This is a genomic window from Streptosporangium sp. NPDC000095, assembly GCF_042899335.1.
Classification (GTDB): Bacteria; Actinomycetota; Actinomycetes; order Streptosporangiales; family Streptosporangiaceae; genus Streptosporangium.
In genome coordinates this window covers 481,349-497,061 of the sequence record NZ_JBIAZS010000005.1, presented here as the reverse complement: position 1 = coordinate 497,061, position 15,713 = coordinate 481,349, and the positions used below count along the sequence as shown (strand labels likewise).

The window sequence follows — 15,713 nt, the reverse complement described above, 5'->3', positions numbered from 1 at the left end:
GGTGCCGGTGAACTGGCGGGCGGCGGCGTTGGTGCCGTTCTCGGTGAGGGTGACGCCGTTGTTGTCGGCGACGGTCATGGAGACCTCGCCGGGAGCCTGGACGGGGGCGATGTTGACCGAGACCTCGATGCCCTCGTCGGGGTCGGCGGAGGCCATCGCGGGGGCGGCGGTGACGGCGAGGGCGAGGCCGAGCAGGGACGCGGCGATGACCCGGGTGGTGCGGGTGGTCTTCATGGGCTTGCTCCGTTTATGGGGGGCGGGGCCGGCCGGTCTGTCGGCCGGCCCCGGTTGAAAGTGGCGACGTTCAAGGGTGTGTGCTGTGTCGCCGTTGAGGTCGGGTCAGCAGCTGAGCGTGTTGTAGGCGGCGTTGTGGTCGGCGGTTACCGCCTGGCCGCCGATGGTCGCGGCGCCCGTGGCGGTCGCGGTGCCGGCGGCGAGCTGCGCGGTCCGGGTGTTGAAGGACTGGTAGGCCTGCTTGCCCGGGGCCACGTTGGCGAACGTCTTGGAACCGTAGGGGGTGGACAGGGCGATGTCGGCGGGCACGGTGCCGTTGTTGACGGCCGTGACCGCCAGGTGCGCCGTGGTACCCACGCAACGAGCCTGCGCGGTGAGGGCCACCGAGAGACCGGAGGTGAACTTCGTCTGGTTCTGCGGGTTGATCCTGTCGGTCTTCACGGCCGCCGCGGCGTTGATCTCGGCCTGGGTGAGGGACTCGCTCGGCTTCAGCTTGAAGGTGTCGAAACCGCGCACGATCTCGTTACCGTAGATGTGGCCGTTGTACCAGTAGGCGGACCAGAAGCCGCCGGTGACCAGCGAGGACGCGTTGACCGGGCCGCGGTCGAAGAACGCGATCTCCTTGGGGTTGGCGGAGTCGGTGAAGTCGAACACCGACAGGCCACCCTGGTACCAGGCCTGGACCATGACGTCACGACCGGGGACCGGGATGAGCGACCCGTTGTGCGCGACACAGTTCTCCGCCGTCGTCTGCGGCACCGGGAGCTTGTAGTAGCTCCTGAAGACGAGCTTGCCGTCGACGATGTCGTAGATCGAGTTCGCACCCCACGACGGCAGGTCGGTGGTCCGGCAGCGCGCACCGGAGCCGCCGCCCCACTCGTCGGTGAAGACGACCTTCGTGCCGTCGTTGTTGAAGGTGGCCGAGTGCCAGTACGCGTAGTTGGGGTCGGAGACCGCGTCGATCCGCTTCGGGTTCGTCGGGTCCGAGATGTCGATCAGGATGCCGTTACCCGCACAGGCGCCGGCGGCGAGACCGATCTCCGGGTACGACGTGATGTCGTGGCACTGGTTGGTGACCGGTGACGGCGACCAGTTGGTGCCGGCCGGGTGCTGCGGGGTGGGCGGCGTGTTCTGCAGCCCGTTGATCGCGCCGGTCTCCTCGTTGGTGAAGAGCCGGGGGTTGCTCACGACCGCGGCGTTCTGCGGAGCGGCGAGCGGAACCCGGATGACGTCGATCCGCCACAGCGAGGTGGCCGGGTCGGTCGCCGCCGTGTTGGCGCAGCCCGCGAGCTCCTGGCCGGAGCGCACGCTGGAGGTTCCGGAGACGTAGACGTACAGGTTCTCCGGCTCGTTCTTGCTCGTCACCAGCGAGTGCGTGTGCGAACCACGGCAGGTCTGCACCGCCGCCACCTGCGTCGGGTGCTCGATGTCGCTGATGTCGAAGATACGGACGCCGCGGAACCGGTCGGGGTTGACGGTTCCGGTGGCCCCCTGGGTGCCGCAGTCGATCCGACCGCGGGTCTCCTCGACCGACATGAAGAGCAGGTTCCCCTGCACCGACAGGTCGCCCTGCCCGCCGGGGCAGACCACCGACGTCTTCAGAACGGGCGTGCTGCCCGTGGAGATGTCGTAGATGTTGAAACCGTTGTAGTTACCGGAGAACGCGTAGTTCCCACTGAACGCCAGGTCGGAGTTGAGGTACGAGCCGCTACCTGGGCTGGAGGGGTTGTAGAAGCCCTCCGGCCTGTCCAGGTGCGCGGTCTTCTCCAGGTTGCTGATGGCTTCCTGGGCGTCCAACCATCCGGCACCAAGACCGATGCGGGGGTCGACGTCGGCCGCCGCGGAGGCCGTGGCCGGCAGGAGTCCTGCCAACACCGCACCTATCGCGATCATCCCGAGCTTTTGTAGTCTGGCACGTCCCCCACGCGCCGAACGGCTACCTCTCACGGGCCGCTTCCCTTTCTTTCGGGCATCCCCTCCCTAGGTGATCTATCGCGAAGGGCGACCCGGGATCTGCCGGTGCCTCTTTGTGACGCCAGCTGGGGGGGAGATCCACTTTGGTGTTACACGCCGAACTGTAACGGAAGTGGCCTTGATGTTCTATACCCTGACATATCTACTGTTCCGGATGGCCGCTACCTAGAAGGGTGCAAGAGGTTCACATAATGACTTCACTGCCCAAATGGCGAAATGTAAGCATGTTCGTGATCGCGGTCGGCATGCTCGCCGGATGCACCACGGAGTCGCCCAAGGCGTCGGCCGCTCCGGTGATCGTTCAGCCGGGAGCCCCGGGAGATCGCGGGCAGACGCTCGCCGCCTCCTCGATGCCAACGGTCGCGGACACCCTGTTCACCGCCGCCGACGTGCTCTTCATGCAGGGGATGATCCCGCACCACGCCCAGGCGCTGCGGATGACCGACCTGGTGCCCTCCCGCAGCAAGAACCGGGACATCACTTTGATCGCCCAGCGGATGCAGGCGTCCCAGGAGGACGAGGTCGCGCTGATGCGACGCTGGCTCCAGGACCGCGACCAGAAGGTGCCGGACGCGAACCACGATCACTCCGGCGCAGGTGGGGAGCTCATGCCCGGGATGCTGAACGAGGAGCAGTTCGCCGAGCTGAAGAAGGCCACGGGCAAGGACTTCGACCGGCTCTTCGTGCAATACATGATCATCCACCACACGGGCGCGCTCCAGATGGTCGAGAAGCTGTTCGCCGACGGTGGCGGCCAGGAAACGGAGATCTTCACCTACGCCTCCCACGTCGACGCCGACCAGCGCATCGAGATCGACCGCATGCAGAAGCTCCTCGCCCAGCTGGGCGGTCCCGCTTCAGGCTGATCGTCGTTCCCCCTCCCGGCCGGGGCGCGTTCGCCCGGGGAGGGGGCGGGAAAGGCGCGGGCGGGCGGCTGTTCCGGCGACGAGGACAATGGTCACCGATCTTTGATATTGGCCGTCGCCCAAGAGGGGGCGAACAGGAAAGAAGGTAGCCTGTAAATTTTTCTGAGGATCAAGTAAAGGGGTGAATCAAATTTTGTTCCGGCAAAGTCATGATTTGTCGGCCTAATTGTCGGGGCGGACGACTCGCTGATTCGCCGATTCGTGCCTGTTCCGTGTCCATTCCGTGTTCGTTCTATGGCCGGAGTTGATCCGGTCGAGGCGCTGGACGCCCTGCCGTGGGGCTACGACGTACGGTCAAGGCGACGGCGGTCCGCGCCGGGTGCGTGCTCAGGGATGAGCGTCCGGCGGAGGCGAAGAGCGGTGCGATCCTCGCGAGCCGTCCACGAAGGGGGCGAGTCAGAGCTCGGCCTGCATCTCCCGCATCCTGCGGATCTCGGCGGTCTGGGTGACCGAGATGTCGTTGGCCAGCTCCTCGACCCGCACGTGTGAGCCGGAGGTCAGGACCTGCTCGGACATCGCGAGGGCGCCCTGGTGATGCGCGATCATGAGCTGGAGGAAGAGCCGGTCGAAGTCCTTGCCCGAGGCGGCCTTGAGCGCCTCCATCTGCTCCGGCGTGGCCATGCCGGGCATGTCGCCGTGTCCGGCATGGTGTTCGGGAACCCGCTGCCCCTGCTGCTGGAGCCAGGTGGTCATGAACTGGATCTCCGGCCCCTGCGCGTCCTTGATGCGGGAGGCGAGGCCCTTGAGCCTGGTGTGCTCGGCCCTGGTCGGGGCGAGGGTGGCCATGTCGAGGGCCTGGCGGTGGTGAACGATCATGTCCTGGAGGTACTTCACGTCGGCCGCGTTCATGGTGGGCGAGGGCACGAGCGTGGCGGCCTCGCTCGGGTCGACGGTCCTGGCGGCCTCACCGGGCCTGCCCGGGACGATCACCGGCGCCGAGGCCTGGGCGGCCTCGGGGGTCGCGGGGGCCTCGGGCTCCGAGGTGCACGCGCTGAGAGACAGGGCGGCGACTACGGCGATGAGCGCGACGCGCACCCGGCCTCCTTCGTGAATGTCCATTACGTCCTTCCGCGGCCCGAGAGCCGGGGATATCGGCTTCCGGCCCCGGTGGGATCTGTCGATCCGCGGGTCGGGCACGTCCAAAGCTCCGCAGCTCCACGCCCACACGGCATGTCCCGTCCCGTCTGGAACGCCACGTCCACCGTGGCCGCCGCGGAACACCCCAACCCTAACGGGTCGGCCGACACGAGGAGAGGGGCCCATGCGGGAGATACGGGATGTTTTGGGCCGTATGTCCAGTGCCGCAAGACCGTAACCCTTCCGGGTGCTGTCCGTAAAGGCCGCATGTCGAAAACAGTTGCTGACACTGTGACAGCTTGCGTGACTGGCCGTACAGGATGGACGATTCAGACATTTATGCACGCTTTATCAGTGCATGGATCAAGGAGGTACATAGTGTCCACCCCCCCTGGGAAGGGCTTGACCAGCCGTTTCCTGTTCGTGGCCGGGGTCGCCGTCGCCACGGTTCTGGCCGCGGTACCCGCGCAGGCCGCTGACATTCCGGCGCCGGGCGAGATCGCCAAGAGCGAGAACGTCGAGCACGTCACCAACGTGCCCAAGCCGGCCAACCTGACAGACATCAACACCGACATGGCGTTCCAGGGCGACTACGCCTTCGTCGGCAACTACAGCGGCTTCTCGATCTACGACATCAAGAACCCGAAGAAGACCTCGGTGGTCAGCTCGGTGGTCTGCCCCGGCGGCCAGATGGACCTGTCCGTCCATGGTGACCTGCTCTTCGCCGCGGTCGACTCCTCGCGCAACAACGACTCCTGTAACAGCGTCGGCCAGAGCGCCGCGATCAAGGAGTCGTGGGAGGGTGTCCGGATCTTCGACGTCAGCGACAAGAAGAACCCCAAGTACGTCAAGGCGGTCGAGACCAACTGTGGCTCGCACACCCTGACTCTCGTCCCCGGCAAGGGCAGTGACAAGAAGAACGTCTACGTCTACGTCTCCTCCTACAGCCCGAACGCGTCGTTCCCGGACTGCCAGCCGCCGCACGACAAGATCTCGATCATCAAGGTGCCGGTGAAGAACCCGACGGCCGCCGAGGTCGTCGCCACGCCGGTTCTGTTCCCGGACGGCGGTAACCCGGGCGAGAGCCTGCCGTACCCCTACCGCACCTCGGCGACGAGCGGCTGCCACGACATCACCGTCTACGCGGAGAAGAACATCGCGGCCGGCGCCTGCATGGGCGAGGGCATCCTGATGGACATCTCCAACCCGGTCGACCCGAAGGTCACCGCCACGGTCCGTGACGACGAGAACTTCGCGTTCTGGCACTCGGCGACGTTCAACAACAAGGGCACCAAGGTCGTCTTCACCGACGAGCTCGGCGGCGGCAGCGCGGCCACCTGCAACGAGGCGATCGGCCCGAACCGCGGCGCCAACGCCTACTACGACATCGAGGACGGCCAGTTCGCCTTCAAGGGTTACTTCAAGATCCCCCGCCACCAGGACGACACCGAGAACTGTGTCGCGCACAACGGCTCGCTCATCCCGGTCAAGGGCAAGGACATCATGGTCCAGGCCTGGTACCAGGGTGGCATCTCGGTCGTCGACTTCACCGACTCGGCCAACGCGCAGGAGATCGCCTTCTTCGAGCGCGGCCCCGACAGTGCCCACCGGCTCAGCGGTGGCTTCTGGTCGGCGTACTACTACAACGGCCACGTCTACGGCAGCGACTTCAACCTTGGTCTTGACGTTCTGAAGATCAATGACGCTCGCCTCGACAAGGCGGACAAGGTCAAGTTCAAGGACCTGAACCCGCAGACTCAGGACTCCTACCAGCCCGACAACAAGGGGCACTGACCTCTGATGTGACGGTCGCCGGGCGCCGGACGGGCGCCCGGCGACCGTCGCTCGCGCCGGAACCCGGCGGTGGGCCACAAAAGGGGTAAGACCATAAACTTTTCTGGAGCGTAAGTAAAGAGGTTGAATTAAATTTTATTGTGACAAAGTCACGTGATGTTGACTCGGGCGTCAAGGTGGACGGTTTGCTAATTTATGCATGCCTTATGTCCGCTTCAAGGAGGCACCCGCAGTGTTCGCTCCCCGAAGGGTCGCCCGGACGTTGGCGGTGGTGGCCACGGCCGCCGCGATGCTGACGTCCACGGTCTCGGCCCAGGCCGCCGACATCCCTCCACCCGGCGAGGTCGTCACCAGCCCCAACGTGACACACGTCGGCACCCTGCCCAAGCTTCCCGGCCTTGAGACCACCGTCAACAGCGACATCGCCTTCCAGGGCAACTACGCCTACGTCGGCAACTACGGCGGTTTCTCGATCTACGACATCAGCAACCCGAAGCGCGCCAAGCTGGTCAGCGGCGTCCTGTGCCCCGGCTCCCAGATGGACGTGTCGGTCTACGACGACCTGCTGTTCGCCGCGGTCGACAACTCCCGCAGCGACGACTCCTGTAACAGCGTCGGCCAACCGGCCAGCGTCAAGGAGTCGTGGGAGGGTGTCCGGATCTTCGACATCAAGGACAAGAAAAACCCCAAGTACATCAAGTCGGTCGAGACCAATTGCGGCTCCCACACCCTGACCCTTGTTCCCGGTAAAACCGGGGACCGCAAGAACGTCTACCTCTACGTCTCCTCCTACAACCCGAGCGACACGTTCCCCGACTGCCTGCCGCCGCACGACAAGATCTCGATCATCAAGGTGCCGCTGCGCAACCCGACCGCCGCCGCCGTGGTCAAGACGCCGGTCATCTTCCCCGACGGGGGCAACGAGACGCAGCCGGGCCTGCTGTTGCCGACCAGCGGCTGCCACGACATCACCGTCTACGCGGAGAAGAACATCGCGGCCGGGGCCTGCATGGGTGACGGCGTCCTGTTCGACATCTCCGACCGGGAGAACCCGGTGATCACCGCGCGGACCACCGACCCGAACTTCGCGTTCTGGCACTCGGCGACGTTCAACAACAGGGGCGACAAGGTCATCTTCACCGACGAGCTCGGCGGTGGCGGCGCGGCGACCTGCAACGAGGCGATCGGCCCGAACCGCGGCGCCGACGCCATCTACGAGATCAAGCGCGGCAAGCTGGTCTTCAAGAGCTACTTCAAGATCGCTCGCCACCAGGCCGACAGCGAGAACTGCGTCGCGCACAACGGCTCGCTCATCCCGGTCAAGGGCAAGGACATCATGGTCCAGGCCTGGTACCAGGGCGGCGTCTCCTTCGTGGACCTCAGCGACCCGGCCCGTCCGAAGGAGATCGGCTACTTCGAGCGCGGCCCCGAGCCCGACGGCGGAGGCGGCGGCATCTGGTCGGCGTACTACTACAACGGCTATGTCTACGCCAGCGACTTCTACCGAGGGCTGGACGTCCTCAGGATCGACGACCGTCGCACCGACCCGGCCAAGAACGTCCGGATGGACCGGCTGAACGTGCAGACCCAGGCCTCCTACGGAGAGCACGGCCACCACTGACCGTCCGAGCGGCCGCCCCCGAGGGGACGCGGTCGCCCGCGAGGCGTACGTGAGGGGCGGTGGGCCTTCCCGCCGCCCCTTTTCCGTGCTCCGGTCCTGTGATCGGGCACGACGCTCTTCACCGGCGTGAGTGCCCGCCTGCGGGGAGGTGAGGGTGCGGAAGCCGTCAGGTCAGGCTGGGGGGACGAAGCCGCCGGGCGTGGAGTCGGGCCGCCGCGCGGGAGGCGGGGACGTGGGCGGGGGAGGTGCCGGGTGGGGCGACCCCGCCGGAAACGGCAGGGGGATCCGCGGCTGCGACGGCCGGTGATCGGGCTGAGGCGCCGATCCGGGAGGCGCGTAAGGAACAGGGACGTACGGAGCGGCGTACGGGGCGGGAGGGTGCGGCTGACCTGTCCACTGCCGCTCCGGCCGGTGCCCGCCGGTTCGCCGAGCCAGGCGCGCCTGCTCGCGGCGACGGCGTTCGGCCAGGACGGCGGTCAGGTAGGCGAACGGCGGCACACCCGGCGGGGCGGGCGGGGAGACGAAGGCCGACATCTCGGTGGCGATGCGCACGCCCATCTCGTGCTGGACGGCCGGGGCGAGGTCGTGCCAGCGCATGAGGTACTGCCGTGCGGTGGCCGCCACCTGCTCGGGCAGCCGCGACAGCTCCAGCGTCGCCGCCCACGGGGCGAGCATCGGCGGCATGTCCAGCGGCGGCCCGTACTGCCGCGGGACGCGCTCGGAGATCACGATGGTGCCGGAGAAGACGTCGCCGAGCCGCTTGCCCTTCTCCGAGATCAGCGAGCTGATCAGCGCGGGGGCACCGCTGAGCATCCAGAACTCCAGGACCCCCGCCAGCCCGCGGAACAGGGCCTGCCGGAACCGCTCGGGACCGCCGTCGTCGCTGACGACCCGCAGCCCCAGCGCGAGCTTGCCCAGGCTGCGCCCACGCGTGAGCGTCTCGAAGGTCACCGGGTAGCCGACGACCACGAGCACGGTGAGCACGATGTAGACCATCGTCGTCAGCGCCGGATCGTCCAGGAATCCCAGGTTGCCGACGAGGAGGGAGGCCCCCAGCAGGGTCACGATCTGGATCGCCATGTCGATCAGCAGTGCCGCGGCCCTGCTCGGGAGCTGGGCCACGCGGACCTCGACGACCACGGCCTCGCCGGTTACGACATCGGACACAACCAGCACCCTACCTTCGACTGGATAGGCTGATCGCGTGGACATCGACGCCTTTGTCACCGCGCACCGGCCCGCCTGGGATCGTCTCGAGGATCTGGTCCGGCGTCGCGGCTCGCTGGACGGCGCCGAGGTCGACGAGCTGGTCGACCTCTACCAGCGGGTGGCCACGCACCTGTCCCTCGTCCGCTCGGCCTCCGCCGATCCCATCCTGGTGGGCCGCCTGTCGGCGCTCGTCGCCCGAGCCCGCTCCGCGGTGACCGGGGCGCACACCCCGGCCTGGCGGGAGTTCGTCCGCTTCTTCACCGTCTCCTTCCCGGTGGTCGCCTACCGGGCCCGTCGCTGGTGGCTGGCCACGGGCGTCGCGTTCCTGCTGGTCTCCACGGTCGTCGCGGTCTGGGTGGGGGAGAACCCCGGGGTCCAGGCGGCGATCGCCACCCCCGAGGAGATCACCCAACTCGTCGAGCACGACTTCGCCGACTACTACTCGGAGAACCCGGCGACCTCGTTCGCCGGACAGGTCTGGGTCAACAACGCCTGGGTCTCGATGCAGGTCATCATGATGTCCGTCCTGCTCGGCCTGCCGATCCCGTACGTCCTGTGGGAGAACGCGCTCAACGTGGCCGTCTCCGCCGGGCTGATGGCCTCGCGCGGCAAGCTCGACATCTTCTTCGGGCTGATCACCCCGCACGGCCTGCTGGAGCTGACCGCGGTGTTCCTCGCCGCTGCCGTCGGCATGCGCCTCGGCTGGACGGTCGTCGACCCCGGTCCGCGCAGGCGCACGGAGGCTCTGGCCGAGCAGGGCAGAGCCGTGATGAGCGTGGCCCTCGGCCTGGTCGTGGTGCTGTTCGTCTCCGGGCTGATCGAGGGCCTGGTCACGCCCTCGGGGTTGCCCACCTGGGCGCGGATCGGCATCGGGGTGGTCGCGGAGGTCGCGTTCCTCGCCTACGTGATCTTCTTCGGCCGCCGCGCCGTGGCCGCGGGCGAGAGCGGGGACATCGAACGTGCCCCCGACCTGGCTCCGAGCGCCGGCTGAGCGTTCCGCGGCCCCGGCTGAGCGCGCCGGCTGAGCGTTCGGCCCCGGCGGAGTGCCCGGCCCAGGCCGGACTCCGGTGGCTCGGAGTGCCGCGTGAGCGCCACGCGGCCCCGGGCGTCGAACCCCCGAGGCTCCGGGCGGCCGACTGGGCACCGGTGCGTGCCGGGGCGGCTCAGAGCCGCCCGGCCGCCTTCAGCGCCAGGTAGGCGTCGGCGAGGGCCGGGGCGATCTGGTCGGGGGCGGTGTCCACGACCTCCACCCCCTGACGGCGCAGCAGGGTGGTGATCCTGCGCCGTCCCGCGCGCAGATGCTCGGCCGCCGCCGCGCCGTAGACCAGCTCGGAGGTGCCGCGCCCGGCGGCCATCTCGGCCACCTGGGGGTCGGAGACGGCGGCCAGGAGCACCAGGTGCCGCGAGGAGAGGCGGGGAAGGACGGGCAGCAGCCCCTCCTCAAGCGCCGCCGGGTTGAGGTCGGTCAGCACGACGACCAGGCAACGTCGCCTGGCCCGCGCCATGACGGCCGCGACCATCCCCGCGGAGTCGGCCTCGACCAGTTCGGCCTCGATCGGGGCCATGGTGTTGACCAGGGACGACAGCAGCTCCGTACGGCCGGTGCCGGACACCCAGGCGCGCACCCCCCGGTCGTGGGCCATGAAGTCGACCCGGTCGCCCGCCCGGGAGGCGAGGGCGGCCAGCAGCAGCGCCGCGTCCATCGACCAGTCGAGGCGGGGCCAGCCGGGCACGACCCGCGACCCGCTCCCGGCGCCGGTCCTCGGCACCTCCCCGGCCAACGGGATCGGGGCGGTGCCCACCCGTCCGGCCGAGGTACGGCCGGTGTCGAGCACGATCAGCACCCGGCGGTCACGCTCGGGCCGCCAGGTGCGGACCACGACGTCGTCGCGGCGCGCGGTGGCCCGCCAGTCGATCGAGCGGACGTCGTCGCCGACCACGTACTCCCGCAGCGAGTCGAACTCGGTGCCCTGCCCCCGGATCATCGACGGGTGCCGGCCCTCCAGCTCCCTGAGCCTGGACAGCTTGGCGGGCAGGTGCTTGCGGCTGAGGAACGGCGGCAGCACCCTGACCGACCAGGGCACCCGGTGTGAGCCCTGGCGGGCCGCCACACCCAGCGGGCCCAGCGTCCGCACCGTCACCGTGACCGCCTCGCGGTCGCCCCTGCGGGTGGGGGTGAGCGTCGTGACCAGCCGGCGGCGCTCGCCGGGGGGAACGTCCAGCGGCAGGTGCCGGGGCGTGGCGCCCGCGGAGGGCGGCCAGGCGTCCCTGAGCACGCCGCGCACCCTGCGTGGGCCGGGGTTCTCCACGATCAGCTCGACCGTGACCGACTCGCCGAGCCGTACCAGCCGCTCGCCCGAGCGGGTGAAGCGCAGCGGGCGCACGCTCCCGGCCAGCAGCAGGTCGACCGCGACCAGCGCCACGATCAGCAGCGCCACCCCGGCCACGGCGAGCCCGGGCCGGGGGGCGAACAGCACGGCCAGGGTGCCCAGCAGCGCCAGCAGCGCGGCCCGTCCTGTCAGCGCCATGGTCAGCGGGGGACGGGGACGGAGGCGAGGATGGCGTCGATGAGGCCGTCGGCGGTCGCGCCCTCCAGCTCAGCCTCGGGACGTATCTGGATCCGGTGCCGCATCGCGGGCCTGGCCAGCGCCTTGACGTCGTCGGGCGTCACGTAGGTGCGGCCGGACAGCCACGCCCAGGCCCGCGCCCCGGCGAGCAGCGCGGTGGCGCCGCGCGGGGAGACACCGAGCTGGAGCGAGGGCGACTGGCGGGTCGCCCGCGCGATGTCCACGATGTAGCCGAGCACCTCGGGGCCCACGTGGACCTTGCCGACCGCCGCGCGTCCCGCGGCGAGGTCGGCGGCGCCTGCCACGGCCTTGACGTGCGAGAGGTCGCGCGGGTCGAAGCCGAGCGCGTGCCGCTCCAGCACCGCGATCTCCTGGTCGCGAGGCGGCAGCGGGACGGTCAGCTTGAGCAGGAACCGGTCGAGCTGCGCCTCGGGCAGCTGGTAGGTGCCCTCGTACTCGACGGGGTTCTGGGTGGCGGCCACGATGAACGGGTCGGGCAGCGCGCGCGCCGCCCCCTCCACGCTGATCTGACGCTCCTCCATCGCCTCGAGCAGCGCGGCCTGCGTCTTCGGCGGCGTGCGGTTCACCTCGTCGGCGAGCAGGAGGTTCGTGAAGACCGGCCCCTCGCGGAACTCGAACTCCGACGTCTTCGCGTCGTAGATCAGCGAGCCGGTGATGTCGCCCGGCATGAGGTCGGGGGTGAACTGCACCCGCTTGAAGTCGAGTGAGAGCGCCGCCGACAGTGTCCTGACGAGCAGGGTCTTGGCGACGCCGGGCACGCCTTCGAGCAGCACGTGGCCCCGGCAGAGCAGCGCGATCACCAGCCCGGTGACCACGGCGTCCTGGCCGACGACCGCCTTGGAGACCTCGGCGCGCAGGGCTCCCAGCGCCTCCCTGGCCTGGTCCGCGCTCTGCGCGGCGGGTACGGCGGATGCGCCGGGCGCGGTCCTCGCGACGGAGGCCGCCTCGGTGAGACCGTCGTTCCCCGGTGGTGTGGTCACGACTTTCCGACCTGCCTTTCCAAGATGTCCATGTATTCGGCAAGGGCTACCAGCCCCGCCTCGTCGACCGGCGGAGGTCCGTACAGGGCGGCGCCGACGTGCGACGCCGCCTGGCCGGTCCGCTCGGCGATCGCGTTCACCAGCGCGTCGGGGCCGGTCCCCGGTGGCAGCCCGAGGCGGGGGGTGACCCGGTCGGTGAAGCCCGCGCGCAGGGCCGCGGCGGCCCGGTCGCGGGCCCGCCGTGCCCGGTAGAGCCTGGCACGTCCCTCGACGGTCTCGGCCGCCCGCACGACGACGGGCAGCCGCTCGGCCACCACGGGACCGAGCCTGCGGCCCCGCCAGAGCGCGAGCAGCAGCACCGCGAGGAACACCTGGACCACGGCCCACTTGACCCCTGGGGGGACCAGGTCGTAGAAACCCTCCCTGCGGTCGCCCGCCTGGGGGGTGGCCTCGGGAGGCGTGAGCCAGAGCAGGGTGGGCCGCCCGCCGGCGAGGTTCGTCGCCAGCGCGGCGTTGCCGTCCTCGGCGAGCCGCAGGTTGGTCATGAACTGCGCGTCGCCCGCGACGGTGACCGTCCGGTCCCCCACGCTGTGGGAGACCAGGGTGGGCTTCCCGCCCGCCGGGTAGCAGCCGATCGCCCCGGCGGGCAGGGTGAGGGTCACGCCGCCGCTGTAGGCGCTGCCCGCCCTCGTCGCGGCCGGCAGCGCGCACCGGGGCTCGCGGGAGCGCGCCCGCGCCTCACCCACCGGGGCCACCCCGGGCGCGAGCAGGTCCAGGTGCTCGGGTACGCCCACCACCAGCAGGTCCGAGGGGGCGGCGGCGAGCAGCTCCGCCTCGTCCTCGTCGAGCGGGAAGGTCCGGCCCACCAGAAGGGTGCTGCCCTCGGGGCCCGCCTGCTCGGCCAGCGACGCGGCCTCCTCGGCCGAGGTGACCCGGGTGACCCGCACTCCGTTCGCCTGCAGCAGCCGGGCCAGGCCCTTGCCTCCCGAGAGCGAGGTGTCGGCGGGGTCGAGGGGTCTTTCCGGTCCGCCGGAGCCTCCGAGCAGCACGCCGGCGACGGCGACGGCGACCACGAGGAGCGCCACCAGCAGGATGCCCCTGCCGCCGCGCCAGAGGCCGCCCGCGGTCGGCGAGGTGGAGGTCGTCGCGGAGGCCCGCGTCGCGTTCCCTGGGTTCTCAGCGTTCCCTGGGTTCCCAGGGTTCCCAGGGTTCCCAGCGTCCTCGGCGGAGGCCGATCCCGTCCTTCCCGGCGGGGCGAGGCTCATGGCGCGTCCGCCCGTACGACGGGCGCGGGGCGGGCCGTGCGCAGGTGCTCGTCGAGGTCGCGCATGATCCCGTACGCCTCGGGCGTGCCGGGCACCTCGCCGTAGGTCACGTCGTCGAACACCCGCGCCGCCGCGGCGAGTTCGGAGGCGAGCGCGGGCAGGGCTCGGCCCGCCTCCACGGCGAGCTCGTCGGCGGTGCGACCGGGGGTGTGGTCGATGATCACGCGGTCCTCCAGATCACGGGCGACGGCACGGAGCCGTTCGCGGACCGCCTCGGCCCATCGGGCCTCCGCCGCCAGCCGCTCGGCGGCCTCGCGGTGCTCGGCGGCGCTGAGGCGGCGGTCGCCGAAGATCCCGCCCTCGCGGGTGCCGCCGCCCCCGGCGGTCCTGCGGGCGACCAGGAGCAGCGCGACGACGATCCCGATCACGATCACGAGCAGGGCCGCCCGTGCCGCCAGGCTGCCGACGGTGCCCATGGACTCCTGGTCGAGCAGGTCGCCGAGAAACTGGTTGATGTTGCGCCAGACGCGGTCGAGCAGGGACTCCTTGGCGTACTCGGATCTGAGCAGCTCCTGGATCGCCTGGCGCCGCGCCTCTTCGCGCCCGATGTCGACGGGGGACGTCAGGAATGGGGCCACGGGGCTCCCTGGCCGGGGGGCTCGTGCCGCGCGGGGCCCGCGGGTGTGATGGAGGGGTCCCACAGATCGTCGGCCGACGCGTGGACCCAGCCCTGTCGCCGCTGCTCGATCGCCGCGGTCTGGAGCACCAGGTCGAACGCCTCGGAGCGCATCCGCCGGTCGGCGTAGAGCAGGCCGTTCACCCCTGCCTGGAGGGGATAGGTGATCATCGAGCCGAGGGTGACGCCCACCGCGATGAGGATCGCCGCGGCGATCCGCGCGCCGTCCGAGCTCTCGCCGAGGAGGACGAGGAAACTCCCGCCCAGGACGAAGGGGAAGGAGAGCAGCTGGCCGACGAGGAACGCGATGATCTGGGTGAGGATCACGATGCCGAGCGTTCGCCAGAAGCCGCCGGAGACGAGGTGCCAGGACCTGAGCAACGAGTCGACGACGCCGCGCCGCTCCAGCACCGCGGCCGCGGGGGCGAGCACCAGCCGGGTGCTGACGAAGAAGGCGTAGGCCACGTAGGCCAATACCGCCACCACGCCCACGATCGCGATCACCCCGACACCGGCCCCCGCCGAGCTGAGCGCGAAGAACACGCCGATGATCATGGCCATCGGGACGAGCAGGATCACGAGGTTGACGACGACGAGCCCGAACAGCGTGGGCACCCGGCTCCGGGTCAGCGTCCATGCCTCGCCGGCCGTCATCTTGCCGCCGAAGACCGCGCGGCCCAGGATGCGGGTGATCACGCCGGTGAGCAGCGTCACGGCGACGAACTGGATCGCGTAGGAGAGCAGGCTGCCGCCGTACTGGGAGAGGAAACTCCCCTCGTCGGGGGCCGCGTTCGGGTTCTCCAGGAGCGGGGTGATGGATTCGAGCGCGATCACCTGCCCGATCGCGAGGGGGATCGCGCCCAGCGCGGCGGCGATCGCCGACAGGCCCAGGACGCTCTTGGGGTTGGAGCGCATCAGCTTGATCGCCCCGTCGAGGATGTCGCCCACGCCGAGCGGCCGCAGCGGGATGATGCCGGGGCGCATCGCGGGAGGCGGCATGTGCGCGCCGTACGGCGGCGGCCCGTAGGGGCCCTGCTGGTACGGCTGCTGGTGCGGCGGCTGCCCGTATGGTGCCTGGCCGTGGGGCTGCCAGGGTCCCTGAGGGGGCCCCTGCGGCGGCGCGGGAGGATCGGGCGCGGGGCCGGGGGCGGTCCACGGGGATCCCTGGGCGTTGCCGTACGGCGGGGGTTGGTTGGACGCCCAGCCCGTGGGCGTGCCGGGATCGCCGGGACTGGAGCCGTGACCGTCTGACATATCCCAATCCTGGCATGTGGACACACCATCCGTGGTGATCGGGTGATCACACGAACGTTTCGTCCCCCTGAAGGAGGGTGGAGATGCCGGAGGGATGGCCGAGACACCGTGGTTT

Annotated in this window: 13 protein-coding genes; 4 read left to right on the top strand and 9 right to left on the bottom strand. The window is 69.9% G+C overall.

What is annotated here, in order from left to right; genetic code table 11:
- A partial coding sequence (locus ACFY3V_RS15255; protein ID WP_389773658.1) for a hypothetical protein occupies positions 1-234 on the bottom strand: 234 nt, incomplete at its 3' end.
- A gap of 105 nt (positions 235-339) precedes the next feature.
- The gene (locus ACFY3V_RS15250; RefSeq protein WP_362906241.1) at positions 340-2,127 is read right to left on the bottom strand and encodes a hypothetical protein; all 1,788 of its coding nucleotides are present in this window, start codon (positions 2,125-2,127) and stop codon (positions 340-342) included.
- A gap of 305 nt (positions 2,128-2,432) precedes the next feature.
- Between ACFY3V_RS15250 and ACFY3V_RS15245 the strand changes: the two genes are divergently transcribed.
- Positions 2,433-3,074 carry a DUF305 domain-containing protein gene (locus ACFY3V_RS15245; RefSeq protein ID WP_362906243.1) on the top strand — a complete coding sequence of 214 codons (642 nt, stop codon included), beginning with the start codon at positions 2,433-2,435 and terminating at the stop codon, positions 3,072-3,074.
- 456 nt (positions 3,075-3,530) lie between these two features.
- On the opposite strand, the gene ACFY3V_RS15240 is transcribed toward ACFY3V_RS15245, so the two are convergent.
- Positions 3,531-4,193 carry a DUF305 domain-containing protein gene (locus ACFY3V_RS15240; protein WP_362906245.1) on the bottom strand — a complete coding sequence of 221 codons (663 nt, stop codon included), beginning with the start codon at positions 4,191-4,193 and terminating at the stop codon, positions 3,531-3,533.
- Between the two features lie 396 nt (positions 4,194-4,589).
- Here ACFY3V_RS15240 and ACFY3V_RS15235 point away from each other — a divergent pair, with 396 nt between their 5' ends.
- Entirely contained in the window at positions 4,590-6,005 is a 1,416-nt protein-coding gene (locus ACFY3V_RS15235; RefSeq protein WP_362906247.1) for a hypothetical protein, read from the top strand.
- A gap of 232 nt (positions 6,006-6,237) precedes the next feature.
- Positions 6,238-7,626, top strand: a complete 1,389-nt coding sequence (locus tag ACFY3V_RS15230; RefSeq protein ID WP_389773654.1) for an LVIVD repeat-containing protein — start codon at positions 6,238-6,240, stop codon at positions 7,624-7,626.
- A gap of 171 nt (positions 7,627-7,797) precedes the next feature.
- Here the strand turns inward: ACFY3V_RS15230 and ACFY3V_RS15225 are convergent, their stop codons facing one another.
- The gene (locus ACFY3V_RS15225; RefSeq protein WP_389773651.1) at positions 7,798-8,793 is read right to left on the bottom strand and encodes an RDD family protein; all 996 of its coding nucleotides are present in this window, start codon (positions 8,791-8,793) and stop codon (positions 7,798-7,800) included.
- A 37-nt stretch (positions 8,794-8,830) separates the two neighbouring features.
- Between ACFY3V_RS15225 and ACFY3V_RS15220 the strand changes: the two genes are divergently transcribed.
- Positions 8,831-9,826: a stage II sporulation protein M gene (locus tag ACFY3V_RS15220; RefSeq protein WP_350946491.1), complete on the top strand. Its 996-nt coding sequence runs from the start codon at positions 8,831-8,833 to the stop codon at positions 9,824-9,826.
- A 172-nt stretch (positions 9,827-9,998) separates the two neighbouring features.
- Here the strand turns inward: ACFY3V_RS15220 and ACFY3V_RS15215 are convergent, their stop codons facing one another.
- The 5 genes from ACFY3V_RS15215 to ACFY3V_RS15195 all read right to left on the bottom strand — a co-directional run bounded on the left by ACFY3V_RS15215 (position 9,999) and on the right by ACFY3V_RS15195 (position 15,598).
- The gene (locus ACFY3V_RS15215; RefSeq protein ID WP_362906251.1) at positions 9,999-11,363 is read right to left on the bottom strand and encodes a DUF58 domain-containing protein; all 1,365 of its coding nucleotides are present in this window, start codon (positions 11,361-11,363) and stop codon (positions 9,999-10,001) included.
- A 2-nt stretch (positions 11,364-11,365) separates the two neighbouring features.
- Positions 11,366-12,289 carry a MoxR family ATPase gene (locus ACFY3V_RS15210; protein ID WP_350946616.1) on the bottom strand — a complete coding sequence of 308 codons (924 nt, stop codon included), beginning with the start codon at positions 12,287-12,289 and terminating at the stop codon, positions 11,366-11,368.
- A 110-nt stretch (positions 12,290-12,399) separates the two neighbouring features.
- A complete protein-coding gene (locus tag ACFY3V_RS15205) occupies positions 12,400-13,668 on the bottom strand; it encodes a DUF4350 domain-containing protein (RefSeq protein WP_389773647.1) in 1,269 nt (422 codons plus the stop codon).
- On the bottom strand, positions 13,665-14,306 hold the full coding sequence (locus tag ACFY3V_RS15200; RefSeq protein WP_350946494.1) for a DUF4129 domain-containing protein: 642 nt from the start codon (positions 14,304-14,306) through the stop codon (positions 13,665-13,667). The genes ACFY3V_RS15205 and ACFY3V_RS15200 overlap by 4 nt, the downstream gene beginning before the upstream one ends.
- Entirely contained in the window at positions 14,291-15,598 is a 1,308-nt protein-coding gene (locus tag ACFY3V_RS15195) for a hypothetical protein (RefSeq protein WP_389773645.1), read from the bottom strand. Before ACFY3V_RS15195 ends, ACFY3V_RS15200 begins: the two co-directional genes overlap by 16 nt.
- Positions 15,599-15,713 lie beyond the last annotated feature (115 nt).

Bases quoted from the DNA above. Each gene is read 5' to 3' on its own strand.
- ACFY3V_RS15250 (WP_362906241.1), bottom strand. From the start codon at position 2,127: ATGATCGCGATAGGTGCGGTGTTGGCAGGACTCCTGCCGGCCACGGCC.
- ACFY3V_RS15195 (WP_389773645.1), bottom strand. From the start codon at position 15,598: ATGTCAGACGGTCACGGCTCCAGTCCCGGCGATCCCGGCACGCCCACG.
- ACFY3V_RS15205 (WP_389773647.1), bottom strand. From the start codon at position 13,668: ATGAGCCTCGCCCCGCCGGGAAGGACGGGATCGGCCTCCGCCGAGGAC.
- ACFY3V_RS15245 (WP_362906243.1), top strand. From the start codon at position 2,433: ATGTTCGTGATCGCGGTCGGCATGCTCGCCGGATGCACCACGGAGTCG.
- ACFY3V_RS15215 (WP_362906251.1), bottom strand. From the start codon at position 11,363: ATGGCGCTGACAGGACGGGCCGCGCTGCTGGCGCTGCTGGGCACCCTG.
- ACFY3V_RS15240 (WP_362906245.1), bottom strand. From the start codon at position 4,193: ATGGACATTCACGAAGGAGGCCGGGTGCGCGTCGCGCTCATCGCCGTA.